Source organism: Paenibacillus sp. GCM10027629 (assembly GCF_042676425.1).
Classification (GTDB): Bacteria; Bacillota; Bacilli; order Paenibacillales; family Paenibacillaceae; genus Paenibacillus_K; species Paenibacillus_K terrigena.
This window is the reverse complement of the sequence record NZ_JBHTGZ010000009.1, coordinates 477,732-504,645: the sequence shown is the minus strand read 5'-3', so window position 1 is coordinate 504,645 and position 26,914 is coordinate 477,732. Positions and strand designations below refer to the sequence as shown.

General features: G+C 49.6%; 25 protein-coding genes. 5 read left to right on the top strand and 20 right to left on the bottom strand.

What is annotated here, in order from left to right:
* Window positions 1-428: 428 nt before the first annotated feature.
* Both ACFQZR_RS11590 and ACFQZR_RS11585 read left to right on the top strand, forming a co-directional pair.
* Window positions 429-1,094 (top strand): hypothetical protein, encoded by a 666-nt coding sequence (locus tag ACFQZR_RS11590; protein WP_379345921.1) that lies wholly within the window; start codon window positions 429-431, stop codon window positions 1,092-1,094.
* Between the two features lie 107 nt (window positions 1,095-1,201).
* Window positions 1,202-2,293, top strand: coding sequence for a M24 family metallopeptidase (locus tag ACFQZR_RS11585; RefSeq protein ID WP_379345919.1), 1,092 nt, complete (start codon window positions 1,202-1,204; stop codon window positions 2,291-2,293).
* A 112-nt stretch (window positions 2,294-2,405) separates the two neighbouring features.
* Here ACFQZR_RS11585 and ACFQZR_RS11580 read toward each other — a convergent pair whose 3' ends face one another.
* The 3 genes from ACFQZR_RS11580 to ACFQZR_RS11570 are packed head-to-tail and all read right to left on the bottom strand — an operon-like array spanning window position 2,406 to window position 5,291.
* The gene (locus ACFQZR_RS11580) at window positions 2,406-3,374 is read right to left on the bottom strand and encodes a sugar phosphate isomerase/epimerase family protein (RefSeq protein WP_379345917.1); all 969 of its coding nucleotides are present in this window, start codon (window positions 3,372-3,374) and stop codon (window positions 2,406-2,408) included.
* Between the two features lie 21 nt (window positions 3,375-3,395).
* Window positions 3,396-4,481, bottom strand: a complete 1,086-nt coding sequence (locus ACFQZR_RS11575) for a Gfo/Idh/MocA family protein (protein WP_379345915.1) — start codon at window positions 4,479-4,481, stop codon at window positions 3,396-3,398.
* 51 nt (window positions 4,482-4,532) lie between these two features.
* Window positions 4,533-5,291: a sugar phosphate isomerase/epimerase family protein gene (locus tag ACFQZR_RS11570; protein ID WP_379345913.1), complete on the bottom strand. Its 759-nt coding sequence runs from the start codon at window positions 5,289-5,291 to the stop codon at window positions 4,533-4,535.
* A gap of 130 nt (window positions 5,292-5,421) precedes the next feature.
* Here ACFQZR_RS11570 and ACFQZR_RS11565 point away from each other — a divergent pair, with 130 nt between their 5' ends.
* Both ACFQZR_RS11565 and ACFQZR_RS11560 read left to right on the top strand, forming a co-directional pair.
* Window positions 5,422-6,264 carry an AraC family transcriptional regulator gene (locus ACFQZR_RS11565; protein WP_379345911.1) on the top strand — a complete coding sequence of 281 codons (843 nt, stop codon included), beginning with the start codon at window positions 5,422-5,424 and terminating at the stop codon, window positions 6,262-6,264.
* Between the two features lie 123 nt (window positions 6,265-6,387).
* A complete protein-coding gene (locus ACFQZR_RS11560; RefSeq protein WP_379348803.1) occupies window positions 6,388-6,831 on the top strand; it encodes a DUF441 domain-containing protein in 444 nt (147 codons plus the stop codon).
* Window positions 6,832-6,893: 62 nt separating this feature from the next.
* Here the strand turns inward: ACFQZR_RS11560 and ACFQZR_RS11555 are convergent, their stop codons facing one another.
* The 13 genes from ACFQZR_RS11555 to iolD form a co-directional block, all read right to left on the bottom strand.
* A complete protein-coding gene (locus ACFQZR_RS11555) occupies window positions 6,894-7,655 on the bottom strand; it encodes a sugar phosphate isomerase/epimerase family protein (RefSeq protein WP_379345909.1) in 762 nt (253 codons plus the stop codon).
* Complete coding sequence (locus ACFQZR_RS11550) at window positions 7,645-8,616, bottom strand: aldo/keto reductase (RefSeq protein WP_379345907.1); 972 nt, start codon at window positions 8,614-8,616, stop codon at window positions 7,645-7,647. Before ACFQZR_RS11550 ends, ACFQZR_RS11555 begins: the two co-directional genes overlap by 11 nt.
* Complete coding sequence (locus ACFQZR_RS11545) at window positions 8,617-10,089, bottom strand: leucyl aminopeptidase family protein (protein WP_379345905.1); 1,473 nt, start codon at window positions 10,087-10,089, stop codon at window positions 8,617-8,619.
* The gene (locus ACFQZR_RS11540) at window positions 10,086-11,036 is read right to left on the bottom strand and encodes a carbohydrate kinase family protein (protein WP_379345903.1); all 951 of its coding nucleotides are present in this window, start codon (window positions 11,034-11,036) and stop codon (window positions 10,086-10,088) included. Before ACFQZR_RS11540 ends, ACFQZR_RS11545 begins: the two co-directional genes overlap by 4 nt.
* Window positions 11,037-11,074: 38 nt before the next feature.
* Complete coding sequence (locus tag ACFQZR_RS11535) at window positions 11,075-12,085, bottom strand: LacI family DNA-binding transcriptional regulator (protein ID WP_379345901.1); 1,011 nt, start codon at window positions 12,083-12,085, stop codon at window positions 11,075-11,077.
* A gap of 12 nt (window positions 12,086-12,097) precedes the next feature.
* On the bottom strand, window positions 12,098-12,988 hold the full coding sequence (locus ACFQZR_RS11530) for a CehA/McbA family metallohydrolase (protein WP_379345899.1): 891 nt from the start codon (window positions 12,986-12,988) through the stop codon (window positions 12,098-12,100).
* Window positions 12,989-13,012: 24 nt separating this feature from the next.
* Complete coding sequence (locus ACFQZR_RS11525; protein WP_379345897.1) at window positions 13,013-13,939, bottom strand: carbohydrate ABC transporter permease; 927 nt, start codon at window positions 13,937-13,939, stop codon at window positions 13,013-13,015.
* A 79-nt stretch (window positions 13,940-14,018) separates the two neighbouring features.
* Window positions 14,019-15,767: an extracellular solute-binding protein gene (locus tag ACFQZR_RS11520; protein WP_379345895.1), complete on the bottom strand. Its 1,749-nt coding sequence runs from the start codon at window positions 15,765-15,767 to the stop codon at window positions 14,019-14,021.
* Window positions 15,768-15,812: 45 nt separating this feature from the next.
* Complete coding sequence (locus tag ACFQZR_RS11515) at window positions 15,813-16,760, bottom strand: ABC transporter permease (RefSeq protein ID WP_379345893.1); 948 nt, start codon at window positions 16,758-16,760, stop codon at window positions 15,813-15,815.
* A 254-nt stretch (window positions 16,761-17,014) separates the two neighbouring features.
* Complete coding sequence (locus ACFQZR_RS11510) at window positions 17,015-17,725, bottom strand: glycerophosphodiester phosphodiesterase (RefSeq protein WP_379345891.1); 711 nt, start codon at window positions 17,723-17,725, stop codon at window positions 17,015-17,017.
* 29 nt (window positions 17,726-17,754) lie between these two features.
* Window positions 17,755-18,756 carry a 5-dehydro-2-deoxygluconokinase gene (gene iolC / locus ACFQZR_RS11505; RefSeq protein WP_379345889.1) on the bottom strand — a complete coding sequence of 334 codons (1,002 nt, stop codon included), beginning with the start codon at window positions 18,754-18,756 and terminating at the stop codon, window positions 17,755-17,757.
* A complete protein-coding gene (iolB, locus tag ACFQZR_RS11500; protein WP_379345887.1) occupies window positions 18,731-19,576 on the bottom strand; it encodes a 5-deoxy-glucuronate isomerase in 846 nt (281 codons plus the stop codon). The genes iolC and iolB overlap by 26 nt, the downstream gene beginning before the upstream one ends.
* Window positions 19,577-19,593: 17 nt before the next feature.
* The gene (gene iolD, locus ACFQZR_RS11495) at window positions 19,594-21,459 is read right to left on the bottom strand and encodes a 3D-(3,5/4)-trihydroxycyclohexane-1,2-dione acylhydrolase (decyclizing) (protein ID WP_379345885.1); all 1,866 of its coding nucleotides are present in this window, start codon (window positions 21,457-21,459) and stop codon (window positions 19,594-19,596) included.
* A 195-nt stretch (window positions 21,460-21,654) separates the two neighbouring features.
* Here iolD and ACFQZR_RS11490 point away from each other — a divergent pair, with 195 nt between their 5' ends.
* Entirely contained in the window at window positions 21,655-22,839 is a 1,185-nt protein-coding gene (locus ACFQZR_RS11490; RefSeq protein ID WP_379345883.1) for an MFS transporter, read from the top strand.
* A gap of 374 nt (window positions 22,840-23,213) precedes the next feature.
* Here the strand turns inward: ACFQZR_RS11490 and ACFQZR_RS11485 are convergent, their stop codons facing one another.
* The 4 genes from ACFQZR_RS11485 to ACFQZR_RS11470 all read right to left on the bottom strand — a co-directional run bounded on the left by ACFQZR_RS11485 (window position 23,214) and on the right by ACFQZR_RS11470 (window position 26,807).
* A complete protein-coding gene (locus ACFQZR_RS11485) occupies window positions 23,214-23,351 on the bottom strand; it encodes a hypothetical protein (protein WP_169445382.1) in 138 nt (45 codons plus the stop codon).
* A gap of 51 nt (window positions 23,352-23,402) precedes the next feature.
* Window positions 23,403-24,959 (bottom strand): flotillin lipid rafts scaffold protein FloT, encoded by a 1,557-nt coding sequence (locus ACFQZR_RS11480; protein WP_379345880.1) that lies wholly within the window; start codon window positions 24,957-24,959, stop codon window positions 23,403-23,405.
* A 15-nt stretch (window positions 24,960-24,974) separates the two neighbouring features.
* Window positions 24,975-25,493, bottom strand: a complete 519-nt coding sequence (locus tag ACFQZR_RS11475) for an NfeD family membrane protein (protein ID WP_379345878.1) — start codon at window positions 25,491-25,493, stop codon at window positions 24,975-24,977.
* A 150-nt stretch (window positions 25,494-25,643) separates the two neighbouring features.
* Window positions 25,644-26,807 (bottom strand): iron-containing alcohol dehydrogenase, encoded by a 1,164-nt coding sequence (locus ACFQZR_RS11470; protein ID WP_379345876.1) that lies wholly within the window; start codon window positions 26,805-26,807, stop codon window positions 25,644-25,646.
* Between the last annotated feature and the right edge of the window lie 107 nt (window positions 26,808-26,914).

Here is a 26,914-nt window from a genome sequence, read left to right as displayed (position 1 = left end):
TCAAACCATTAAAGATTTCCTCTACTTTTTACGCAGGCATTTAACCTAACCTCACACCGTACCCTTGGCGATCAACGCCTAAGGAACTATGCTTTAGCTCCCACAGAACGGCCGAGTGCCTCCATTGATAACGGAAAGGATGACATCTCCGGAATATTTCCTGTGTATCAATATGTCGATCTAATCATTTATTTGCAGTTTTTTGTCAAATACATGCACACTACAACATATTCCAACATACTACTATCATTTCCTAATCCATACAACCCATATTGTCGACTCTTTAGGTAATCTTTAAGTTCTACAAACCACTTCTAGAATTAAAAACTTTATCTGCAATTAAATGTTAAAAAGTATATGATTTGTACCTCGTTTTATGGTATCGTAACTGAAAACTACTAATATTCTACAAAGGAGTAAAATATTCAATGCGCAAAAAAACACTTATTGTCATTTTAGGGATTGTCTTGATATTAGGAGGAGTAGGCTTATATACCTATAATTATTTGTTCAATCGCGATGTTACAGCGGATGAAATTCATGCCGATGCTGACTTTTTTGATTTTTCCAGTGTGCTTGACCCTGGGTTGAATACTGGGGCTGACACCGACAAACCTAGCGACCCTTCAAAAGAAACATCAGACGAGAATTCGACAGCATCAAATGACAAAAAAGCTGGAAAGGAGGCCAAGCCTGTGGCTGCCAAAGCAGAACCTATTTCGAAAGAAGAAGTGAATAAACTGATCGAAGGAGCAACATCTGCAAAAGAAAAAGAAATTTCGGAGAAATATGCTTCAACATTTGTCAAGCTGCAGAGTATGGCCGTATCCAAGCTCGATATTCTCCTCAAAAATGCTAAAAAAGATTACAAAGGGTCTGATCGGTCGAAGTCCGAAATTGCTTCTATTTATATGAGCGCAGCCAAAAAATTAGAGAAGAGTGTTAATGGTGTGTTCTATGACATTCTGGATAAAATGAAGCAAGAATTGAAAGATGCAGGATTATCCTATCAGATGGCTGATAAAGCAGAAGAAGCCTATAAATCAACGATCAGCAAGAAAAAATCAGAAATGATGGACAAAGCATTAAGCTAATCATCAAATGTGATCTACATAACCCATCAACATCATTGGCATTCCCGCTTAAAAAGTGGTATCGTCGCTATATAGAATCTCTAGTTAGCGAAAGGATGAAATCCACAATGACGAACCGCATCAATCAACTCTATACCCTTATGCAAGCAAGCGGCATGTCCACTCTATTAATTACGGAACCGAAGCATGTTTACTACTTCACTGGATTCGCCTGCAATCCGCATGAGCGTTTCCTCGGTCTTATCATCTCTACAGAGCAAGAGCCAGTGCTGATCGTTCCTGCACTCGATGCAGAAGCAGCTTCGCAGGAATCTTCAGTGAAGCGAATTGCGACACATACGGATACGGATAATCCATATGCCATCTTAAAACAACACCTGCCAGCTTCGATCCACACGCTCGGGATTGAGAAAGAGCACCTGTCCGTCGTTCGTTTTGAAGCATTAAGCGCCGTCGTGCAAGCGAACGCGTATATCGACGCAGGAGATCAGCTGCGCAGCATGCGCATGCGTAAATCCGCAGACGAGATCGCGCGAATGAAGGAAGCCGTGCGGCTGGTTGAGGCAGCATTACATACCGTCGTCAGCCAAGTGAAGGTCGGCGTAACCGAGATAGAACTCGTCGCTGAGCTCGAATACCAGATGAAGAAGCTGGGCGCTGACGGGCCTTCCTTCGATACAATGGTGCTCGCAGGAGAGAAATCCGCATTGCCGCATGGGAATCCAGGCACACGGAAAGTGCAAGCCAATGAACTGCTGCTCTTCGACCTTGGCGTCTATGCGAATGGTTACTCTTCGGACATCACACGGACGTTCGCTGTAGGCGAGATTGATGATCAGCTCAAAGAAATCTACAATACGACGCTTCAAGCGAATCTGGCAGCCATCGCAGCCGTCCGTCCCGGCGTCACCTATGCCTCCATTGACCGCGCTGCGCGTCAAGTGATTGAAGATCAAGGCTATGGACAATATTTCATGCATCGCCTAGGTCACGGTCTCGGCATGGATGTACATGAATATCCAGGCGTTCATGCGAACAATGAAGATCTCCTGCAAGAAGGCGTCGTATTCACGATTGAACCGGGCATTTACTTGCCAAACCGAGGCGGCGTGCGTATTGAAGATGACGTCGTCGTGACGGCAGACGGAATCGAAATTCTGACGACATATCCAAAAGAACTAACGATCATCGGAGGGTAGCCCTACGCTTCCCATCTAACCCAATTCATCTAAATCAAAAATCCCCTTTCCTCACAGTCCCAACAGACTGGAAGAACGGGGATTTTCATTTATTCCCCTTCGCGACGGGGGGTTATACCCACCACATCTCGCCAAGCGGCTCTCTAATCAAGACTTGATTCAAGTTCTCTACGGCTTTTGTGAAGCCTTCTTCCACCGACATCAAGCCATCTTCATGCTCAATACTTACGACATAGTCATAGCCGACCAGACGAAGCGCACTCATAATGTCCGCCCATACCTTCATGTCATGACCATAGCCCACCGTACGGAACTGCCATGCACGATCAAGCATCAAAGCATAGGATTGCATATCCGTCACACCATGTTTGTTCACATTGATCGGATCGATCGTTGTATCCTTCGCATGGAAATGATGAATCGCATTCTCGCGTCCAAGAATATGGATCGCTTGTACCGGATCAATACCTTGCCACCACATATGGCTCGGATCGAGGTTCGCGCCGATCACTTCCCCAACCGCTTCACGCAGACGAAGCAAGTTCGCTGGCGTATGCACCGAGAATCCGCCGTGCAACTCTAATGCGACTTTGACTCCACGATCCGAAGCGTATTTCCCCGTCTCCGTCCAGTAAGGGATTACTTTGTTCGACCATTGCCAGTCGAGAATTTCTTGATAGTCACCCGGCCAAGGTGCAACCGGCCAATTCGGGTATTTCGCACCCTCATGGTCGCCTGGGCAGCCTGAGAATCCGTTAACCACAGGTACTTCAAGACGCTCCGCAAGCTCGATCGTACGCATGAAATCATCATGGAACGGCTTCGCGATATCCTTCTGTGGATGCAGCGCATTGCCATGACAGCTAAGCGCACTGATCGTTAATCCACGGGAATCGAACGCTTGCTTGAACGCTTTTAATTTGCCCGCGTCAGCTAACAGCTCTTCCGGTTTGCAGTGACTGTTCCCCGGATAGCCTCCTGTACCAATTTCGACAGCTTGCAGCCCTTTGCCTTGAATATAATCGAGCGCTTCTTCAAGCGGCTTTTGACCAAATAATACAGCGAATACGCCTAATTTCATCTTTCAACGCTCCTTTGCTGATTAGTTGTTGAAGTAGACAGCTTTGCCTGTTTTGGAAGATTCGTAGATTGCTTCAAGAATTTCAGAAACAACGCATGCTTGCTCAGCTGTTACGACAGGATCTTTATCCTGCTCGATTGCTTCGATCCATAGACGCATTTCTACATCTGGAGCATCTTCCGAAGCGCCATCATAGAAAGCTACGCCACTTGCACCAAGTTGAATCTTCTGATCATACAATTTGCTGTGCTTCTCGCCGTTGATTACAAGACCATCCCACATGTCTGCGCCGCCTTCCGTACCGCATAGCGTACAGATTGCTTCACCGGATTTCACCACGTTAAGCGCCCAGCTGGATTCGAGCATGATCGTTGCACCGTTCTCCATCGTAATCATTCCGAATGCTGAATCTTCAACGGTGAATTTCTCTGGATCCCATGGTCCCCATGCATTTGCTGCATTTTCACGGCTCGAAAGCTTATGGAATGCCGTTCCTAGAACTGCTTTTGGCTTGTAGTTATTCATCATCCACAAGGTTAAGTCAAGCGCGTGTGTACCGATATCGATAAGTGGTCCGCCGCCTTGTTTCTCTTCGTCCAAGAATACGCCCCACGTTGGTACAGCACGACGACGAATCGCATGAGCCTTCGCAAAGTAAATTTCACCCAAATCGCCTGCATCACATACTTCTTTCAAATAACGGCTGTCTGTACGGAAACGGTTGTTGTATCCAACGGTAAGCTTCTTGCCAGTCGACTTCGCAACTTCTACCATACGACGCGCATCTGCTGCTGTCTTCGCCATTGGCTTCTCACACATAACATGTTTGTCCGCTTCCATCGCAGCAATTGCAATCTCAGCATGGGAATCGTTCGGCGTACATACGTGTACGATATCAATTGTCTTGTCTGCGAATACTTCGGTGTAATCTGTGTATACTTTTGCACCTTCAGCACCATATTCTTCTGCTGCTTTCTCTGCACGCTCAGGAATGATATCGCAGAAAGCTACCATCTCGATATTTTTCAATTTCTTAAGACTTGGCATATGTTTGCCGTTCGCGATACCACCACAGCCGATAATTGCAATACGATAGATTTTTGACATGTTAGAACGCCTCCAATAGTTTTATAGAATATATTATAGTTAAATTATACCTTATTTTCGGTGCGCGCGCGCCCATTGCATACTCTGCGTTACACTCTCGATCGGATCGATCTGGCACATATCCTGCTCAACGATCAACCATTCTACGCCCGTCAACTTCGCTGTCGCAATCACTTCATCCAGCTCCATCTCACCGGTACCGAGAATAACTGTCTTCGCGGATCCGTCTTCATTCGTCACCAAATCTTTCAAATGGACGAGCGGCACACGACCCGCATATTTCATCATATATTCGGATGGATCGAACCCTGCATGATGCACCCAGCAAGCGTCAAGTTCAACGAACATCGGCGCTGGAGCCGTCAATTCGAAGATCGAATCGAACACCGTCTTGGTCCCGATTTGCTCCGTAAATTCGAAATCATGGTTATGATAACCGAATTGGAGGCCATGCTCCGCGCACTTGCGGGTTGCGTCTTTGAAAATCTTCGTAATTTCCATCAAAGAACTAAGCGTCCCACGCTCTTCAGCGGATAAGTACGGGCAAGCAATATATTCACTTCCAAGAATTTTATGGAAAGCGATCTCTTCATCTAAATGATTGCGAAGGCGATCCAAGCCCACATGAGCACCAATCGACACAAGATTCAATTCATCAAGTAATGCTTTTAGTTCTTCCGCAGCCATACCGCCATAACCTGCAAATTCGACACCTTCATAGCCAATTTCTGCAACTTTACGCAAAGTTCCTACAAAATCACGACTTGTCTCCTCACGTAACGTATATAACTGTAGCCCAATCTTCATCATTGCAATCCAACTCCTATGAAAAGGTTTTCCTACGCTTCTATTCTAGACAAATTATCGATATAATGGGAATGAATGATATGACCTAATCCTGAACTATTTTGCTACACTTGATCATAAAGGATGATGAAAAATGACCATAACAGAGACCCATACAGGTACGCTCGAAGTGCTGCTCGTGGACTATGCCAAACATTATAGACCTTACGATAATCGGGAACGCAGCCGTCTACCTTACTACCTCATTCGTCTTCAGACCGAGGGCTCTGCCCATGTATGGATGAACGATCACTTCGAATCAGTGGAACCCGGCGACCTGCTGCTCTATAAAGAAGGCGATATCTATGAACTCAAGATAGGATTTCAGCATCCAGTCTCGAATCAGATTCTACCAAAAATTAATAGTATGGACTACTTCCTCATGGTCAGAGGCAGCTATGTGGAAGAATGGTGGAACTCGCGCGAACGCAATCCGAAGACGCGAATTCGGCTGGACGAACGGCTTATTACGTTGTGGCGCCAGATGATTCAAGAGAAACGGCGTTTCCATGATTCCATGGAGGAGATCGTCCAGTATCTCACCAAGTCCTTCTTCCTGATGCTCGACCGTCTATTGGAAGAATCCAACCGATCCAGCGCGAAGTCCAAATATGTACCGATCTGTAATCATATGAAAGATTATATTGAGCAGCATGCCGCTGAATCGATCACTTTGCAGGACGTCGCAGACCATGCGAAGCTCAGTGTATCTCGCGCTGGCCATCTGTTCAAAGAGGTATTCGGTCAGACGATCATGGATTACGCGATTGAGGTCCGGATCTCGACAGCTCGTGAACGAATTGAATATAGCAAAATGACATTGGAGCAAATCGCCGAACTGTGCGGGTTCCAAAGCTATACGTATTTCCACCGCACCTTCAAGACGCGCACGGGCTTAAGTCCGAGCGAATATCGTGAGTTGAATACGCGAAAATAACGGCATATGACGGTGTTCATTTTGATTTAACAGGCGAATATGCTATCGTGGTAGGGAAAATACTTTCAGTTCAACACGTTGAATTATTAGCACCAAGAAAGAGGAATTCATCTAATGACCAACATCGACACCCCCTCCCTGATCCTATTGCTATTCGCGGCACTCGGCCTGTTCAGTGGTAACTCCACCGTCACCATCGCGATGGTCGTTCTGCTACTTTTACGTGTGACGCATATGGATCAGGTCTTCCCTTGGATTGAGAAATATGGGCTTACAATCGGAATCATCATTTTAACGATTGGCGTGATGGCCCCCATTGCGAGCGGCAAAATAAGCCTAGATACGATGCTTCATTCCTTCTTGAACTGGAAATCGATCCTCGCCATCGTGATCGGCGTCCTCGTCTCCTACCTTGGCGGACGCGGCGTCACGTTGATGGGCAATCAGCCCACGCTCGTCGCAGGTCTCCTAATCGGGACCGTACTTGGCGTAGCAATCTTCGGCGGCGTTCCGGTTGGACCGCTCATTGCGGCAGGAATTCTATCGATGTTAATCGGCAAAATGTAACGGTATTTGCACGCACCAGCATAGCGCCCCTCAAGGCTTCTACATGAGGGGCGTTGTTCGTTCTATTTCGAATTCGTGAGCTGCATTAGATATTCGAATGACTGGGCCAAGCTGTCGAAAGGATTGCCCGGGCAATAATCCTGCTCAATCGCGTAATATTCGACACCATTCGCTTCGCCCCACGCTAGAATCGGCTCAAAATCGATACATCCAGCCCCAATTTCCGCAAAATATTGTCTGTCATCCTTCGTCATATCTTTGAAATGCAAAATCGGCAGCTTCCGACCTGCATACGTTGAAATGTATGCGAGAGGATCGCGCCCCGCTTTCTTTATCCAGTAGGTGTCCAATTCGGGGATCAAAGTCCCTGTTTCTTCCGGTTCAAGCACGTAATCCAACGCTGCCTTCCCATCAACAACCGTATGGAATTCAAAATCATGATTGTGATGACCGATGTAGAGTCCCTTCCCGCGAACCTTTCCCGCAATGTTCAGCAGCTCCCGCTTCAATTGACGATACCCTTCCTCATCCTGCAATGCACCGGGTACTGAATTACAGTAAATATACGGCGTGCCGAACCATTCCGCTTCGCGTATCGCCGCATCCAGCTCATGATTCATCCGGGCTAAGCTCACATGCATACCTGCAACGGAAAGGCCCGTTTCTTGCAGCACCGCAGCGATCTCCTCTGCTGGGTATCCGTGCAGTCCGTCAATTTGTACAGCTGACCACCCCATCTGCCGCAGCGTACGCAATGTCCCATAGAAATCCTCCTTGCATGCTTCCCGCAATGTATATAATTGAGCGGCGAACTTATTCCGCATGCCCTTCACCTCCTTCAAGCAAATCCAGCCACCGAACCTCCTGCTCGGTTATCTCGATCGCGAGTCCATCTACCGAAGATAACACTTCCTCAACCGTCTCCATCCCCACGAGCGCCGCGGTCGGAAACGATTGGTGGAGTACATAAGATAATGCGATCTGCATTCGACTTACTCCCTTCTCCTCAGCGAGCCGATCCGCGCGGGCATACCGCTCCCAATTGTCTGGGGTATAGTACACGTTAACCATCTCGGCATCATCCCGCCGATCCGGTGTGAATCGACCAGTAAAGAACCCGCTAGCTTGCGATGACCAGGACAAAAGCGGCATCCCATTGCCTTCATGCCACGCACACATCTCGCGCCCCGCCGAAACGCAGCCTTCCCACCGAGGCACCCTGCACTTGGCTAGGCTAAGATTCGGACTATTGAACGTAAATCCGATTAACCCGTGGGACGACGCATAATCATTCGCCGCTTGGATCCGCTCATGCGTCCAATTTGATGCGCCAATGGCATGAATTCGCCCGCACGCGATATGTTCATTCAACACGTCGATAATGGGGCCGACCTCGACCGTCGGATCATCGCGATGCAGGGCATAGAGCTCCACATGGTCGGTTCTCAATCGTTCCAAACTTTCTAGCAAATCATTTGTTATCGCCTGCGGATTCACGCGCGGTCCCGGTTCACCATCGTCATGATGCGCACCTTTGGTGAGAATCATGAGTTCGCTGCGTCTGCCCGACGTATTCAACCACGCACCGATCTTGCGCTCGCACCGACCATACTGATGCGCCGTATCAATCAGATTGCCGCCAACGTGAAGGAACGTATCGAACATCCGATCGATATGCTCCATATCATCCCGTCGCAAGAAATTTCCCGAGCCCATGATCAACTGGGAGACGTTATACGTGATGGGACAACCATTTTTCACGCCTTCAATCGCAATCGTCTTCATTCACACCTCCTCCTTCCCTTCATGCTGAGCTGCACGATGGAGTGCCCATTCTGCGAGCAGACGCGTGCCAAACCCTGTCGCTCCTTGCACAAGATATCCTTTGGCTGCCGATACCTCCTTCAGCCCAGCCATATCGAGATGCACCCATTTCATCGACGGATGGGCGAATCGCCGCAGGAACAACGCTGCGGTAATCGCTCCCGCCTCACCCACGCTGCTTACATTGCACAAGTCTGCACAATCGCTATCCAAATAACTGTCATATTCATCGGCTAGCGGGAGCTGCCATACCTTCTCACCTACTAGCGCAGCGACCTCTTGCATCGTATCGACCAAGGCCTGATCACCCCAGACGCCTGCGTATTTGGAGCCAAGCGCTCCGGTGCAGGAATACGTTAACGTCGCGATATCTGCGACTTCAGCCGCTCCGAGACGATGGGCATACAATAGCGCATCCGCAAGGACGAGACGGCCTTCCGCATCCGTATTGCCAATCTGTACCGTTAGTCCGTTGGTATACGTTAGAATTTCACCAGGCAATAACGCATTCCCACCGGGCATGTTCTCTGCTGCTGGGACCAGTGCAACGACATTGAGCGCAGCTCCACTTCGTGACAAGACCTCCATTGCCCCAATCACGGACGCCCCGCCGGCCATGTCCATCCGCATATCACTAATATTGTAGTCCCTCTTCAGCGAAATCCCGCCCGTATCGAACGTGATGCCCTTGCCTACGAGTGCGATTAATGGTTTGGAAGGATCCGTAACATACGACATCTTGATCAGTACGGGTGGATGCACGCTCCCACGCCCGACCGCTAACAGCCCTGCCATCCCTTGCAGCTCCAGGCTGCTCACGGGCAGCACTTCAACTCGAACTAGCGTATCTTCAAAATGCTTCTGAACTCTGCGTGCAAGCGTCTCCGGACGAATCGCATTCGGCGGTTCATTCGCTAGATCGCGAGCAAGCATCGTCCCTTCTGCACGACGATTCGCGACCCGGATCCGCTCCTCCACCGCCTCCGATGGCTCCACATCTAAGTACACCACCGGAACAACACGCTCCGCCGCCGATGATTTGTATCGATCAAAAGCATATGACCCGAGCAACCATCCTTCCATCCACGCGCCCGCCGCTTCAGCTGCCGACAGCGAGCATAGCGTTAACCAGCCAAAGGATACTTGAACCTGCTCCAGCTTGTCGCGCATGACCGCTCTTCCTGCACAACCCGCATCATGCCGCACACACTCTACGTCCACACGCACCCGTTCACCAAGGCCAATGAACAGCATTCCCGGACGGTCCGACGGACTACACACCCAAGTGAGGGCTTCTTTATCGCCCGCCGATGGACGCAGCTCCAGCTCAACCGGTTCACCCCCTACCATCATGCCGCCATGCACGACATCCTCCTTACAAATCGGAACAATGATCACTTGCGCATCCTCTGAACACCCGATGATCCCCTTCATTTCGCACTCTCCTCGTCAATACGATGCGATTCAATGAACTGCATCAACGCTGTAAGATCGACTGCACCCGTGCTGCCGCCATAATTCTGAACCGACAGCGCACCGCAAGCATTACCGTATACGAGGCATTCCCCTACCGACATGCCAGATAGGTAGCCGTACATAAAGCCCGCGTTAAAAGAATCCCCCGCACCCGTCGTATCCACGACTTCAACCACATAGCCCGCGCAATGCGACACCTTGCCTCCGATGATAGCCGTTGCTCCTTGCGCGCCTCTTTTCACGACTACATTCTTCTGCCGCTCCTTCAATTGCCCAATACTCTCTTCGATCGCTGCACAACCCGTATAATGCAGAGCCTCCGTCTCGTTCATGAAGAACACATCAATCCCATCCATCAGTTCAAAGACACCCGGATACCACTCCCCGGTATCATCCCAACCAACATCAAGTGACACCGTGATGCCAGAGGCCCTCAATTGGCGTACAATCCGCATAAAAGCTTCATGATTGCTGCTCCCCCTGTACCCCGTAAGATGAACATGTCGGGCTGGAATCGGTTCCAGGTCTGCAACGTGATCGACTTGCAGCTCCGCATTCGTGCCCGCGTATGATATAAAGGAGCGATCCCGCTCCGGATTAATCGCAATCGAAATGCCCGTCGAATTCTGCTCGCTTCGCTTCGTATAGCTGGTATCGATACCAGCGAGACGGAATTGATCCAGAACATACTGACCATAGTAATCTTGGCCGACGATCCCTTTGAAAGCCACCGTCTTGCCCAGCTTGGCAAGGGTTAAACTGAATAATGCTGCCCCGCCCCCGACATGCAGAGACATGTCCTGAACGAATATTTCTTGTCCGGGAAGCGGTAACGTGTTGCAGCCGACAATTACCAAATCAACGTTCGCGTCACCAATGACCAAGGCATCAAATGTCTTCAACATTTCTCCCTCTCCCTGTATCTTCCTGCCGAAACACTCCCTTACATCGAGCGCTGTCTACAGCTGTCTCGAACTTCCAATCGGTGGCCTAGTATGATGTCCTCATCCTGTTCAATCTCGCCTCGAATGAGCTGGAGTAACGTCTCAACGGTAACGACCCCCATGTGATGAATCGGTTGTTCCATCGAAGTAATTCTTGGCCGAACCAGCTCCGTCATTTGACTTCCGTCGAAGCCCATGACCGAGATATCTTCGGGAACGCGCATGCCGTGATCAATAATGCAATTGACCGCGCCGATCGCCATATCATCACTCACAGCGAATACAGCCGTTGGCCATTGCTCGTATTTCAGCAGCTCCCCCATCCGTTCGTATCCGCTTTTCACTTTGTAATCCCCGAATCGAATCCGTTCGTGAATGATCTTGAGCCCATGATCCCGAAGAGCATTACAGTAACCAACATATCGGTTCTGACCCGACGTAATATCCCGCATGTCGCCCCCGATGAAGCCAATTCGCTCATGACCTAACTCGATTAAATACCGCGTCGCATCATACGCAGCCGTATAATCATCGACGATCACCGAGATGAACGATTGATCCATCGGTTTGACGCTCGAGAAAATGACCGGAATCTGCAAGCTATTAATGAATCCACGAATCTCTTCGTTGATTTTCTCATGCATGATAATGATGCCTTCGACCCGCATTTCCTTGAAAATGTTCAAATACTTCAATTCCTTATCGATATCTTCGTTAATGTTGCACACCAGCAGATTGTAGCCGTTCGAGGTCGCCGTCTGTTCGATGGAACTGAGAATCGTCGCATAGAAGCTTGAGGTGAGATCAGGCACGATCACGCCAATGAGATCCGTCTTGTTGCGCACAAGACTTCGGGCAATATGGCTCGGCGCATACCCCAGCTCTTCAATCGCGTCATTTACCCGCTTCTTCAGATCTTCCTTCACATACTTCTCCCCGTTCAATACCCTGGAGACCGTCGTGGTCGAGACCCCTGCTCGAATGGCAACGTCTTTGATTTTCACATTCATTTCGACCTCATCCTAATCCTTCATAATAAACAAGGGCTGCGAAAACGCCGCATAACCTCCCTCAATATAGGCACTCACGCGCACATACTCTTCATCCCCTTGGCACTCGTACTCCACTTGCTTTATCCGACCTGTCGCTTCATGCAGCACCCTGCCGTCCTTCCCGAACAAGGTGACGTATTTGTACATCTTATCCAGCAGCGCATTCGATCTGAGATTAATCGTTATCTTCGAACCCTCGCAGTGAACTGCGTCAAAACCGTACCCCGTCGACACGTAGAAACTCCCCCCTCGAATCGCATCCAAAATCGCTTCCTGCGAATGATCGGCGGCGAGCACCATGTTCCAAGCCTGCTTCTCCTGCCCGTAGACATGAGAGTCATCATTTCCGAAGCCCCAGACTTTGCGCCCAGCCGAGAGCAGCGCATCCCATTTATCGAAGGCGATATCGTATTCTACATTCCCGTCCCCGTTATAAATCTCCACCCCGGTATAGCGCTCCATCTGCAGCATGTCTTCGATCGTCCAGAAGTTGGAGAAATAGCGATTCGGATGCACCAAGACGCAAATGCCGCCATGATCAAGCGTTGCATCGGCAAGCTGTTGATAATTCGCAATCGTAAATTCGTTGCTGTACCCTTCCATGATCGAATGCGGGGGCTTGACGAGCAACATATGCGGCTTACTACTGCTGACCTCAATCGCTTCGAATACGGTAGGAATCCTGCATTTCGCCTCTAGATTCGTAATTTTGTCATGATCGGATATGGCTAGAAAATCATAGTCCGCGTACATCTTGTAGACCGTCTCGAGCGAGAACCAGCCGTCGCTGTTATTCGTATGATTGTGGAAGCTGCCCCGCAGCCATGTGCCCTGCTTATCGTACGGATTGTCAATGCGCATGCGATTCCTCCTATACCCAGTCCTCTATTCCTTGATCGATCCGATCATCACGCCTTGCGCAAAATACTTCTGGATAAACGGATAAATGATGATAATCGGTGCGATGACGATAATAATCGTAGCCATTTTCATCGAATCGCCTGTCACCTGCATCTTATCGAGCATCTCATACTGCGTCGTTCCCGCTGCCGACTCCAGCTTGCTTCGCATCGCTTCCGCCCTGGTGAGCATTTCTTGTAGCAGCGTAGAGAGTGGCCGGAGATCCCCCGATCTGACGAAGAAGGCGCCCGTGAACCAATCATTCCAATGACCTACGGCGTTGAATAACGTAATCACTGCGATCACCGGTTTACTGAGCGGCATGATGACCCGCATGAAAATCGAGAAATCATTGTATCCATCGATCCGTGCCGACTCTTCGAGACTGACATGAATTTGCTGAAAGAACGTCCGCATAATGATCAGGTTCCATGCACTGTAGAGGGATGGGATCACATACACCCAGATTGTATTCGTCAAATGGATGGATTTCAGCAGCATATAATAGGGAATGATGCCCCCGCCGAACAGCATCGTGAAGAAGATCAGCATCGTAAAAAATCGAACGCCCGGCATCGTCTTACTCTTCAAGGTATATGCAGCCATGGCCGTTAGGAATACACTTGCTAGCGTTCCGACAATGGTCCTGAACAGCGATATGCCGAACGCCGAGAGCATATTGGCTGAAGTCAGCACCTCCGCGAAATTTTGAAGCGACCATACACGCGGCCAGAAGTAAATCCCTCCGCGTTCCGCATCTTTACCCGCATTGAAGGATAAGGCCAATATATTGAAGAAAGGAAGGATGATGGATAGACATAGCGCCGTGATACATAGATAAATGAAGACTTTAAAGACTTTTTCCCCGAATGATGTCTTGTAGAACTCCCTCAATCTCGGTCTCCTCCTCATATTGGCGATTGAAAGGTGAACAAGTAGGGCCGGTTCAGCGAAGCTTGAATCGAGCCGACCCACCCTTTCCCGTGTCGGATTAGAACCTCACATGCGTCTTTGGATCAGCATCTTTCGTCTTGAGCAGTTCCAGGAATTGCTGTAATCCGGTTGCTTCCAGTTGTTTGGAGGCAGAATCGAGAATTTTCTTCGCTTCGTCCGTGTTCTTCGCATAGTACGCCCGAATGAGGCTGTCATCGTAATTATCAAGTGCTGCTTTTAATTCCGTTCCATGCTCAAATTCACCAATAAAAGATAATGGGGTATATCCGTCCACCATCTTGGCATTTTTGTGTTTCTCTTCCCAGCCCCAGTATTCGGCAATCTTGAGTGCACCCGCGTTGAGCTCCGGCGCGACAGCGTCCCCGTACTCCATCTCGCCAAAGTCCGCCATCCGGTCAATATCGGTACCGCCGAGCAGATCGCCCCAGGAATTGCCTACGCCTGCGAACCCAAGCTTCTTGGCTTCTTCCGGATTACTTACTTTGAGGTCAATGACTTCTTTCTTCGCAAGCGGATTACCCTTCGCATCCAGCGTATAGTCTCTGCCTTCCAGTCCATACTGCCACAGCAGCTTGCCTTCACGACTTGCCAGGAAATCCGCCAGCTTCATAATATCTTCCGGGTTCTTCGTTGTCGCAGGGATAGCCCAACCGGAATATCCCGATTTGAAACTCATTTCCATCTGATAGGGACGATCCACGAAATCGATCGGACCAAGCGGCAAGTAATGCATATCGCGGTTGAATTCTTGATAGTTGTGCGCATTTCCGATAATACCCCATGTCCCGTTCAACGCTCCCTCGGTCGCGCGACTTTCGTCCATGGTGAAGAATTCTGGATGGATGAGCTTCTCTTTTAGCAGCTTTTGAATGTACTCTACTTTTTTCAATGCATATTCGGTCTGACTTTCATGCAAAATGTTGCCGGACGAGTCCTTCTTAATCCGCTGATCGTCACTGCCCCATTCCAGATCATTGAACAGGACGCCGATCTCTTGACCGCCCCAATAGTTAGGCCCGATCGGCACGACATCTTTTCCGTTATTGTCTTTGAAGCTGCCTGCTTTGATTTTCTTCGCAAGCTCATACAGCTTCTCCGTGGTATTGATCGTGCGAGGATCGACTTTCAGTGCATCGGCGATATCTTTGCGAATGTAAGGGCCCCCAGCAGCTTTCCACGTCGCATAGCCGCCTTGGCGTGCCACATTCATGTGGATGAAGTAAGTAGAACCATTGAATTCTGGGCGGAACATGACGCCATATTTCGTATCGAGCGGCAAGTAGTCATCCTCCAAATATTTGCTGTACACCTTCGTATCCTTCATCAGCGGCGTAAGATCCGTGAACATTTCTTCCCTTGCAGCTTTCAAAAGAACAGGCATTTCCGGACGACCGCTGTTATTCAGATAAAAGGTGATAAAGTCCGGCAAATCGTTCGATGCCAGCCCTGCGATAAGCCCGTCGATAGAATGATCTGCGACCATAATTTCAACTTCCAAGTCGATTCCTGTTAATTCCTTTAATTTCGCCTTGATCTCCGCGTTCATATCCCCGGTGTAATCATCCGTCCCCATGAAGACAAGCCCTTTAACCTTCCGATCCGCGATCCATGTTGCAGGTTTGCCGCTGTCCGCCGATCCTTTGTCCGTCCCTTGATTCGCCTTGTTGTCCTGAGGCTGTGCGCCCTTGTTGTCCGAACCGCTGTCATTCCCGGTGCATCCTGCGAGGAGCATCGTCAAGATGAGCGGTAAAGCAAGCAGTCGAAGCCACCTTTTGTTACTAAGCATGCCATCATCCCTCTTTTCATTGGTTTAGTCATTCCTCTGGAATCGCTACCATAATGAAGTGTCTGATACCTTCTTAGAAATCCGATTTGCTGCGACGACGAGTATTAATCCAATCACCCCTTGCATGAGACCGACGGCTGTCGCATACCCATATTGACCGCCTTGAAGTCCGACCCGAATGACGTACGTGTCGAGAATCTCGGCTAATTGCATGTTCCCTGGTGTTCGCAGGAGATACAGCTGATCGAACCCTGCAGATAAGATACTTCCGAGTGATAGAATAAACAGAATGAGAATGGTTGGTTGGATCGAAGGAAGTGTAATATGCCAAATTTCTCGGGTCCTGCTGGCCCCATCCATCTTCGCCGCTTCATACATATCCTGATTCACACCTGCAATCGCTGCCAGATATATGATAGAGTCCCAGCCGATCGATTTCCAGATATGACTCCCGAACATGATTTGGTAGAAATAATGCGGCTCCATCATGTAGAATACGCTGCTGTCGCCGCCGAAGAAGCCGACGATCTGATTCAGTAAACCGTTATCTGGTGCAAGAAGACGTTGGGTTAATCCAATCACGACAACCCAGGATAAGAAATGAGGTAGATAAGAGATGCTCTGTGCGATATTGCGGAAGTAGCGATTTTTCACTTCATTGAACATCAGCGCGAGAATGATGGGGAACGGTAAGCCGATGAACAGCTTCATACACGAGATAATCAGTGTGTTCTTAATGAGCATGCCGCTCTGGTAATCATTAAAGAATCGTTCGAAATATTTGAATCCTGCCCAGGGGCTCCCGAGAATCCCTTGGTTGAACTTGTATTCTTTAAAAGCCAGAATAATGCCGGTCATCGGAATGTAGGAAAAGATAATAAAAAAGACGAGGCAAGGCAGTAACATGAGGTATAAGTATTTATGCAGTAGAATATTTCTCCAGCGTTTGGATCTCTTCGAAGTGTTCACCGCTCGGTTCACATGTGTTGTCATGAATGATCAATCACCTTCTCATGAGTTAGTGGGTTCTATACAATTCGTCCAATCTTAAGCGTATGGCTCATCTCCCTTCCATTGCGGTTTGATGATCATTATATCGATGAAGTGTTAACGCAACGTCATGTACGGCTTAATTCTTTGTGAAGATAACAATAAATTCCAATGCGGGTAAAATAACCTGCTTATTAAGCCATATTCAATCTATATGGTATCGATACCATATTTTTCGAAAAATTTTTAAAGCGCCTTCATTTCAGCTGTATCAGCGAGCTTACATTTCTCGTTGTGATCGCATCCACGCCCATCGAAATACACTTCGCCATCCATGCCGATTCGTTCACGGTATACACCCATACCACCAAACCGCTCGCGTGGGCACGATCCACAATCTCCTGACGGCAGGTTAGGTAATCCATATTGAGTCCGACGTATCCTTCCTTTCGTGCCTGCGCACAGATTGCATCAGCAAATGCCTCGTAGTTCGCCTCATCTTGGTCCGTCAATGCATCAGGCGTATTCATCATCACCCAAAGTCCTGCCTGAAGACCCACAAGTCCCTCTGTGCATCCCGTGAAATAGACACATTCTGCGGCTTGCGTCATCTGAATCGCGGCCAACGCGGGTTCAATGCTACGGTGGTCTTTCATATCCAGGTTTAGCTTCACTTGGTGCTTCATCGCAATCTGTAAAATTTGTTCAAGACGTAGAATGTCATGGTGTGCATAGAGGGGATTGAGCTGGGTGCGCATTTCCCGAGCGTTCAGCTGCTTGTAAGTATATAGCTGAAGCAGCGGTGAATCATCATGAAGCAGGATTGCAACGCCATCCTTTGTCGATCGGACATCGATCTCGACCATATCAGCTCCGCTGTTTACTCCTTCGAGGAATGAGTCCATCGTATTGTCCGGGGCATTGCCCGAACCCGTGTGCGCTGCAACCCAAAAATGAGAATGATGCATGCGTCTAACCTCCTTGGAAACGGGCTGTCCTACAACCCTTGCTGAATATAGCGATCGATTCGTGCTTGAATCTGTTCTACCGTAGGCATCGCGTCCGAGCAGCTATGGCTGGACACCACAATCGAGGCGGCAGCGCTGCCGAATTGCTGACATCGGCTTAAGCTCCACCCTTGCATCAGGCCATAAATAAAAGCACCCGCAAAGGAATCCCCGGCTCCGAACGTCTTGACCACCTGGGCAGGGAATACATGACCTTCGGAGCGTTCCCCTTGCGCGGTAAAAGCGACCGAGCCGTCCCCACCCCGTTTGACGACAACCACACGAGCGCGATGATGAAACCACTGGCGTGCTGTGGCATCGTCGTCATGACGCAGCGGGCCATCCAACGCTTCGATCAAGTCGAATTCTTCTCTGCCGCCGATAATGACATCCGACTTCTCTGCGACAAGCCTGCAGTAGATCCCTGTCTCCTCCTTGGATGTCCACGTATATGGGCGATAATCGATATCGAAGATGATAGCGACTTGGTGTTTGTGCGCTAGCGTGAGCGCTTTGAACACCGCTTCACGGGAAGGACTCTGCGCAAGGGCGGTCCCCGAGATTAGTAAGGCTTTTGCTTGGCGAATATAGGCTTCACTCACTTCGGATGGCGTCAGCTTCAGGTCGGCCACGTTGTCACGATACATCAAAATGCTGCAATCGGTAGGCGATTTGATCTCCGTAAAAGCAAGCCCTGTCACGCTGCCCGTCTGATCCACACGAATGCCGTCCGTATTGATATGCGTCTTCTGCAAATAGTGGACAATAAAGCGCCCATGCGCATCATTGGCGACTTTGCCGATAAATCCAGTGTTCATTCCGAGGCGTGCCATCGCAATCGTGATGTTGGCAGGTGAGCCTCCTACATATTTCGTGAAGGTGACGGTCTCCTCCATCGGGCGATGAATCTCGTTCGCATTCAAGTCGATACACAATCTTCCTAAACCGATCAAATCGAGTGGTCGGTTATTCTGACACGGGATTAGACTCATGCACAGACGCCTCCTTCCCCGGTCTCAATAACCATTCATGCTTCGGATCATTATGGAACTTCCATGTGCGCATCGGTCCAGCCATCACATTCAAGTAATAGACACCATATCCCGGTGGTACTGAGACGGGATGATATCCGCGCGGGACCATGACCGAATCGCCGTCGTGAACGACGATCGATTCATTCAGAGACAAGTCGTCGGTGTATACACGCTGCATGGCAAACCCTTCTACAGGCGTAATTTTGTAATAGTACGTCTCCTCCAACAGCGATTCGTGCGGCAGATCATCCTGATCATGCTTATGCGGCGGATAGCTGGACCAGTGCCCGGCTGGTGTGAACACTTCGACGACGAGCAGCCGCTCGGCTTCTTCCCGTTCCGGCAGGATGTTGTGAATCGCTCGCTCCATCGCGCCGTACCCTCGTTGTTCAACGCCTACCTGCTCTGGCGTAATCAATCGCGCTTCCAATCGGCCTTCAGCAGGTGCTGCGCATATGGCGATTTCGAGTTCCGTCATTGCTTCAACATGAATTTCGTCTCGTGCAGGCACGTACACGGAAAAAGGCGGCGTCTGCTCGAACACGCTCATGCGGCGGCCAATCTGGTTGTAACGCTCATGCTGCGTGAATACATTGGCGATTCCGCTCAGCACCACAACACAGATCTCGTTCGCTCCTGTTTCTTGGCTTAAGCATTGGCCGGGTCGCAGCTTATAGACTTGAAATCCGACATACTGCCAACCCGCAGATTGTGGTGTTATTGTCAGGGTGTTCCCCGCTGCGTCCGGCTGCTTGCCTCGTATAAGTAGATTCGACATTGCATTCGCTCCTCTCCTTAGATGTTTAACGCCCGATTCGTCTTCTCATGCATCCGCTGGTAGGCACGCTGGACCTGATCACTCGTCGAGACTTCCGGTACATCCACTCTCCACCACGATTCATAACCGCCTGAATTTGTCCCCGGCAGCACCTGAACGGCGATTAGCGTTGAACTTTTCTCTTGCTTCGCTTGATGAAGGGCCTCTCTTAATTGCTCGATGTTCGTCACGGTGTAAGCTGTTGCGCCCATACTTCTCGCATGCGCTGCGTAATCTATCGCAATATAGTCCCCTGTCAGACCGCCCATTTCTCGACTGCGATATCTGAATTCATTGCCGAACCCATCGCTGCCGTGATCCTTCTGCAAGTTGTGAATACATTGAAACCCATGATTGTCTAGCAAAATAACATTAAGCTTCACACCCTCTTGGATGCTCGTGACAAGCTCAGAATGAAGCATCAAGTAACTGCCGTCCCCGATAAGCGCATACACTTCTTGATCCGGCTCGGCTAATTTGACCCCAAATGCGCCTGCGACTTCATACCCCATACAAGAGAATCCGTACTCCATATGGTAGGATTTCGGACGTTCGGCGCGCCACAGCCGATGAAGATCCCCCGGCAGACTGCCTGCCGCCGCCACAATGACTTCATGGCCGTCCATGAACCGATTGATTTCACCAAGGACGTACGTCTGCGACAAGCCTTGTTCTAGCTCCACTGCATACAGTCGATCCACTTCTCGGTTCCATTCTGCCTTCTTCGCTACAAGCTCCGCAGCATCATAAGACGATTTATACCCTCTCGCTAGGAGTACATCCGTTAGTTCCTTTAATGCTTCTGCTGCATCTGCAACCAGTTTGACGCCATTCATCTTCCCCGCGTCGAAGTTGTTTATATTGATATGGATGAATTCCACTTCCGGATGAAGGAAAGCTGACTTCGATGCCGTTGCAAAATCCCCTAACCGTGTTCCGACACAAATGATCGCATCTGCCTCCTTCGCTAGCTGATTGGCTGCGAGTGAACCTGTCGTTCCTATGCCACCCATATAGAGTGGATGATGCCAAGGTACGGCACTTTTACCCGCTTGGGTCTCGGCTATGGGGATGCCAAATGCCTCAGCAAATTGAAGAACCGGCTCATAGGCAAGGGAATAGTGGACACCGCCGCCTGCGATCAGCAATGGCGTCTTTTTACGCGCGAGTAATTGAACGGCTCTATCACAGGCCGACTTACTTAGTGGCATCCGATCAATCGAATGGACTCTTTTCGCGAAAAAATGCTCCGGATAATCATAGGCTTCCGTCTGTACATCTTGAGGCAAGCAGATCGTCACCGCCCCTGTCTCCGCAGGGTCCGTCAACACGCGCATCGCCTGCATCATCGAGCTCATCAATTGCTCGGGCCGAGTGATTCGATCCCAATATTTGCTCACAGGCTTAAACGCATCATTCGCCGATATCGTATAATCCATCGGATGTTCAATCTGCTGCAGCACAGGATCCGGTTGTCGACATGCAAAGATATCCCCCGGCAGCAGCAGGACCGGGATTCGATTCACCGTCGCTGTCGCAGCGGCTGTCACCATGTTCAAGGCGCCCGGTCCAATGGATGACGTGCACGCGAATATTTCGAGTCGATTTTTCTGCTTCGCATATGCGACAGCGGCATGCGTCATGCCTTGCTCATTTTTCCCTTGAATGAATTGCAAATTTCCCGGCTCCCGCTCCAACGCCTCGCCGATCCCAAGTACATTGCCGTGTCCGAAGATGCCCATGACGCCTTTTACAAATTTCGTTTCCTTCCCGTCACGCTCTACGTACTGTTGATCAAGAAACTTCAGCAACGCCTGTGCCATCGTTAATCGAAGCACACCCATTTCATCTCACCCTCTCGTTCTATGATCGAGCTATGCTGGTATGAAACAACCCGCTCCCTTCTTATATGCCGGATTCTAGCATGCTATGAGAGAATGTTTGGGTAGGGTGAGGAATAAGCCTTCAAGAATATTAATATAATCGTGCGTATAAAGGGATGTGCGATAATCTATCTCGAAATTGAGGGGGGATGCTTCTTGCCTCGAGAGGAACATCAGGGCGTGAGCGCCTTTACCAATCGTTGGACGGTCTTGCTCAGCTTCACGCTGCTAGCAGGCATAAGCCAGATGCTCTGGCTGAATTTCGCGCCGCTCATCACGACGCTGGAGGAACGTTATCATGTATCCGAAGAAAGCATGAACTTACTGTTAATGGTGTTCCCGCTCGTCTATGTTCTCCTATCCGTACATGCGGGAATCGTCATCGATCGACGAGGCTATCGATTCGGGGTAGGGATTGGCGGATTGTTCATGGCCATTTTCGCTTGTGTTCGGATCTTCGATCAGCAATTCATCTTCCTCGTCATTGGTCATATCGGTATTGCGATCGGTCAGCCCTATGTCATGAATGGCATTACCAAGCTAGTCGCAGATTGGTTCCCACGAGATCGACAAGCGATGGCAACGGGGCTGGGCACCGTAGGCATGTTCGCAGGGATGGCCCTCGCGCTAGCAACCACGCCCATCTTTGTGGCAGCAACGAATCTGCAAGTTACGATGATTATTTTCGCCGGGCTCTCTGTGCTTGCTACCCTATTCTTCTGGCTTGTTGCGTATCCTAATCCCCAAGGCAATCAACAGCAAGCTGAGCCTTCCGTACGATGGAAAGAACTCCTCCCCTTGCTTCGTAATCGGCAATTGCTTCTCATTTGCATCATCGCCTTCCTTGCGCTCGGCTTCTTCAACGGCATTACCTCCTGGCTCGAACCGATCTTGAAGCCCTATGGGGTGAACGCCGAACAAGCCGGACTCGTCGGTGGCATGCTCATCATCTTCGGTATGTTGGGTGCCGCGATCATTCCTGCCATCTCGGATCGTTATCGTCGACGTAAGCCATTCCTCATCCTCTGTTGTGCGGTGGCGCTGCTGCTCACCTACCCATTATGTTCAACAGGAAATATGGGTACCCTGCTGCTCTTCAGTGGTTTACTAGGTTTTATGTTCCTTCCGGGGTATGCCTTACTGCTCTCCATGACCGAAGAAATCGCCGGCGAGAAGCATGCCGGTGAAGCGACAGGACTGATGATGCTCGCAGGCAATCTAGGTGGTGTACTCGTGATCGCAGCGATGCAATGGGTCAAGGGGGCAGCGAATCCTGGCTCTCCGCCGTCTATCTCATGGTCGCGATTTTGCTCATCTGCACCATGCTCGCTTGGAATATGAAGGAAGGACAGAAGCGTCTGGGGGATTAGCGGGCGTGAACAGGGTAGGTTACTTTGAAGGTAATCCAATCCCCCAACATCCCGTTAACGAACCCAGCAATCCTTATTTGCCCCAAATGTCGCGAATAATTTTTCTAACGAACCTCACGATCGCTATTCAGCCTTATACCGCCCTTTTCCGCTCATTTTGATACGAATAGCATGACTACGGTTCGTTAGCTCAAAATTCACTGCATTTTCGCATCAATAAGCGTTTTACGATTCGTTAGACGGAATGCGGACCATGGCTCGCTTGAACCAACACGATGCTGGGCCGCCACCTACACGAAACAAAACAAAGCCATCCCCGCTTCAGCTGGAGATGGCTTTGTTCATTTAGGAGTCCTGCTTGGATATGTTATTCAAGCTTGGAGGACGACGGGACGCCTTTTCAGTACTTGAAGTCACGGCCTCTTCTTTCAAACGCGACTTGTTGTGCTGATCGTTGATTTTCTGCGATTTGTTATGTGGCAAGGAAATCACCTCCTCACCATAGGATGTCAATTCATCCAAGAATTACTCATCCTATTCTTGCGCCTTTGGCTTCTGTTCAGCGACCAGCGCAGTTAGAGCAGCCGGTACAGATGACGTTGCAGCGATTTCGCTCGTCTCGTTACGCTGACCCACTTTCGCCGTCATCCCTTTGATCAGCGATTCGACGTCGATACCTGATACGCTTTTCAACATTTCTGGCGCTGTCGCCATCAGCTGGGTTACATAATTGCTGACGCGTGCAGCGCCGGCACCATTCCCCGTATCTACAACCGTCAACTTCTCGATCGATGAGATCGGCTCTGCGATTTTACCAGCAAGCTCTGGGAGCATTTTCACGATAATATCGAGGACCGCTGCCTCACCGAATTTCTGGAATGCTTCGGCCAGCTTCTCTTTCGCTTCGGCTTCCGCTAGACCGCGAAGTCGAATGACTTCCGCATCGGCAGTACCTTTCGCACGTTCCGCGTCCGCAATCGCCATCCCTTCGAGACGCTTCTGCTCGGCGTTTGCCTTCGCTTGCGCTTCGATGGAATATTGCAATGCTTCTGCTTCCCGCATCTTACGCGCCTTATCGGCTTCAGCCGCTTGTTCGACCGCGTATTTATCCGCATCGGCTTTCTTCTTCACTTCCGCATCATATTGCTTCTGACGCACTAAGATTTCCTTCTCTTGAAGATCGATCTCCCGATCCTTACGTACGAGCTCAACTTTCATCTGCTCTTCAACCATGAGCTGCTTGGCTTTCGCTTCTTGGATCTGGTACGCTTGGTCCGCTTCCGCCTTCGCTGTATCTTGCTCCTTCTTAAAGGATGCCACTTTGAGCTCTTTTGCTTTCCCAGCTTCCGCAATATTTGTATCACGAATGAGTTCGGCTTTCTGTCCTTCTTCTTCTGCCTTTGCTTTCTGAATCCGCGCATCCCGCACTGCTTCAGCTTCGGCGATCTCCGCATCCCGCTTCACCGCTGCAATTCTCGGCTTCCCGAGTGCATCCAGATAGCCTTGCTTGTCGCGAACATCCTTGATCGTGAATGACACGATCTGCAGACCCATCTTTTTCAAATCACGCGCTGCAACACCTTGCACCTCTTGTGCGAATTTATCGCGATTTCGATATACTTCTTCCACCGTCATCGAACCAAGGATTGCACGCAAATGGCCTTCAAGCACCTCCTGCGCTTCCCCTTTCAGGGCTTCAATCGGCTTGCCAATGAACTGCTCTGCGGCGGTCGCCACGTCTTCTACGGAACCACCGACCTTAATAATCGCTACACCGTCCGCAATAACCGGAACCCCTTGTTCCGTATAGACTTCCGGTGTCGAGACATCGAGCTTATGTGAGAGTAAGGATATGTACTGAGACTGTTGGAAAATGGGCCAAATGAATGCGCCTCCGCCGCGAACAATTTTTATTTTGCGACCCGAATCATCCGTTGAAATCGTTGACCCGCCACCTAGAAAAGAACCCGTAACGATCATGGCTTTATCAGGACCTACCGTTTTGTAACGCGCCCAAAAGGCTAGACCAAAAACAATAATGACGGCAACCACAATACCTGGAATGATGAGGAAATCTGGAATTTCTGACATACAATCTCTCCTATCTTAGAGGGTTATTGGGGATACATAGGCTACGCCTTCACGGATCTCAACCACAACAACTTGGCTTCCATCCGCGATATTCACTGCATCGAAGCTCGCTGCAATCTGATTCGTATGCCCTGCTCCGATCCGAACTAACACTTCACCAAATCCGCTAGAAGGAATAGCGACCGTGACCTGACCGATTTTACCTTGCAACTCTTGGATCGAAAAGCCTGTCGAATTCTCACTATTCTGCATCGGCTTCACATAACCGAAATACACGGCGACCGCTAACAATAATGCAATGATGACGGCCATGCCTAGACATACCAGTGTCGTAAACGGCGAATATTTCGTGAGAAGAATTCCCGCGCCGCCAAGTGTCGTCACCGCCGTAGCGATAACCATCGGCTGTAAGAAATCAATCGATAAAAAGTCGAGCATGCCATCGAACGCACTGCTAAGAATGTCCCCCAAGACAACACTTATGAGTGCAAATAAAGCGCCAAATGCTAGACAGCCCCAATAAAATGCGACCATTTCACACCTCCTTCATCGTATCAGATCTGACATATATGTATTACGCAAATATTAGGAAATTGTTTCAAAAAATGAGAAAAAAGCGTAACAAGCAGGGACAATCCCGCATACTACGCTTCCTTCCTTTGATACATATTATACCATTCAAGCTTACAATGATGCGCGATAAATCGCGAGTACATCCTCACGATTGAGCTTCTTGAAGTTGCCAAATGGACCGAATTTCATCGCTTTATCTGCCATGGCTTCAAGCTTGGAATCATCGATATTATAATCTGCTAACCGGCTAGGCGCGTCAATCGAATTCCAGAAGCTGCGAAGCGCCTCAATCCCTTCGAGTGCGACATCGCGGTCGCTTTTGCCTGATGGGTCAATACCAAATACATTCACTGCCATCTGTTTGACGCGTCCTACATTCTCATCCAGCACATGCTTCATCCAGTTCGGGAACAGAATTGCAAGTCCGCCGCCGTGCGGAATATCATAAACGGCCGATACCGCATGCTCGATGTTATGCGTTGCCCAGTCCCCGTTATATCCCATGTTGAGCACGCCATTGAGTGCCATCGTTCCGCAGTAGAGAATCGTTGAACGATGCTCATAGCTCTGCAAATCTTCGAGCAGCTTCGGCGCCGTCTCTATGACCGTACGCAGCAGCGCCTCACAGAAACCATCCTGCAGCAGTGTGTTCGGCTCGTGATGGAAGTAGTGCTCGAACACATGCGACATCATATCGACCATGCCATAAATCGTCTGGTCACGAGGCAATGACTTCGTATAGTTCGGATCCAGAATCGAGAACTTCGGATTGACGAGCGGGGTGCCCCAACCCAACTTCTCCTGCGTCTCCCAATTCGTGATTACGGAACCCCCATTCATCTCGGAGCCTGTCGCTGCAATCGTCAACACCGTACCCAGCGGAAGTGCATCTTGCGGAACAGCCTGGTGGGTCATGAAATCCCATGCATCGCCGTCATACTTCGCGCCAACCGCAATGGCTTTCGCACAGTCAATGACACTCCCCCCTCCAACAGCCAGAATTAAGTCAACCTGTTCTTTTTTGCAAATCTCGACGCCTTTATGTACCGTAGACAGCCGAGGATTCGGTTCGACTCCACCAAGTTCAACGACATAGGCACTAACGGCTTCTAATTGCAGCAATACCTGCTCATAGAGGCCATTTCGTTTGATACTGCCTCCGCCATAGAGCAGCAATACACGCGAACCATACTTCGGAATTTCCTGTGTGAGCATCTGAATTTGGCCTTCACCAAATATCAGTCTTGTTGGATTATGAAATTGAAAGGGTTGCATACGTATCCTCCTCATGCGATTAAATGCGATTACTCTCGCCTTCCCTAGTATACCACTGTATCCCGTTCTACTTCTAATGAGAAAAACTCCGATCGAAGTACTTTCAA

Excerpts from the sequence above, each read along its gene's own strand:
- ACFQZR_RS11590 (WP_379345921.1), top strand. The coding sequence starts at position 429 with ATGCGCAAAAAAACACTTATTGTCATTTTAGGGATTGTCTTGATATTA.
- ACFQZR_RS11585 (WP_379345919.1), top strand. The coding sequence starts at position 1,202 with ATGACGAACCGCATCAATCAACTCTATACCCTTATGCAAGCAAGCGGC.
- ACFQZR_RS11555 (WP_379345909.1), bottom strand. The coding sequence starts at position 7,655 with ATGCGGAATAAGTTCGCCGCTCAATTATATACATTGCGGGAAGCATGC.
- ACFQZR_RS11470 (WP_379345876.1), bottom strand. The coding sequence starts at position 26,807 with ATGCAACCCTTTCAATTTCATAATCCAACAAGACTGATATTTGGTGAA.
- ACFQZR_RS11545 (WP_379345905.1), bottom strand. The coding sequence starts at position 10,089 with ATGAAGGGGATCATCGGGTGTTCAGAGGATGCGCAAGTGATCATTGTT.
- ACFQZR_RS11575 (WP_379345915.1), bottom strand. The coding sequence starts at position 4,481 with ATGTCAAAAATCTATCGTATTGCAATTATCGGCTGTGGTGGTATCGCG.
- ACFQZR_RS11580 (WP_379345917.1), bottom strand. The coding sequence starts at position 3,374 with ATGAAATTAGGCGTATTCGCTGTATTATTTGGTCAAAAGCCGCTTGAA.
- ACFQZR_RS11530 (WP_379345899.1), bottom strand. The coding sequence starts at position 12,988 with ATGCGCATTGACAATCCGTACGATAAGCAGGGCACATGGCTGCGGGGC.
- iolB (WP_379345887.1), bottom strand. The coding sequence starts at position 19,576 with ATGTCGAATCTACTTATACGAGGCAAGCAGCCGGACGCAGCGGGGAAC.
- ACFQZR_RS11475 (WP_379345878.1), bottom strand. The coding sequence starts at position 25,493 with ATGGTCGCATTTTATTGGGGCTGTCTAGCATTTGGCGCTTTATTTGCA.
- ACFQZR_RS11515 (WP_379345893.1), bottom strand. The coding sequence starts at position 16,760 with ATGACAACACATGTGAACCGAGCGGTGAACACTTCGAAGAGATCCAAA.
- iolD (WP_379345885.1), bottom strand. The coding sequence starts at position 21,459 with ATGGGTGTGCTTCGATTAACGATGGCACAGGCGTTGCTGAAGTTTCTT.
- ACFQZR_RS11540 (WP_379345903.1), bottom strand. The coding sequence starts at position 11,036 with ATGTTGAAGACATTTGATGCCTTGGTCATTGGTGACGCGAACGTTGAT.
- iolC (WP_379345889.1), bottom strand. The coding sequence starts at position 18,756 with ATGAGTCTAATCCCGTGTCAGAATAACCGACCACTCGATTTGATCGGT.
- ACFQZR_RS11535 (WP_379345901.1), bottom strand. The coding sequence starts at position 12,085 with ATGAATGTGAAAATCAAAGACGTTGCCATTCGAGCAGGGGTCTCGACC.
- ACFQZR_RS11570 (WP_379345913.1), bottom strand. The coding sequence starts at position 5,291 with ATGATGAAGATTGGGCTACAGTTATATACGTTACGTGAGGAGACAAGT.
- ACFQZR_RS11510 (WP_379345891.1), bottom strand. The coding sequence starts at position 17,725 with ATGCATCATTCTCATTTTTGGGTTGCAGCGCACACGGGTTCGGGCAAT.
- ACFQZR_RS11520 (WP_379345895.1), bottom strand. The coding sequence starts at position 15,767 with ATGCTTAGTAACAAAAGGTGGCTTCGACTGCTTGCTTTACCGCTCATC.
- ACFQZR_RS11565 (WP_379345911.1), top strand. The coding sequence starts at position 5,422 with ATGACCATAACAGAGACCCATACAGGTACGCTCGAAGTGCTGCTCGTG.
- ACFQZR_RS11525 (WP_379345897.1), bottom strand. The coding sequence starts at position 13,939 with ATGAGGAGGAGACCGAGATTGAGGGAGTTCTACAAGACATCATTCGGG.
- ACFQZR_RS11480 (WP_379345880.1), bottom strand. The coding sequence starts at position 24,959 with ATGTCAGAAATTCCAGATTTCCTCATCATTCCAGGTATTGTGGTTGCC.
- ACFQZR_RS11550 (WP_379345907.1), bottom strand. The coding sequence starts at position 8,616 with ATGAAGACGATTGCGATTGAAGGCGTGAAAAATGGTTGTCCCATCACG.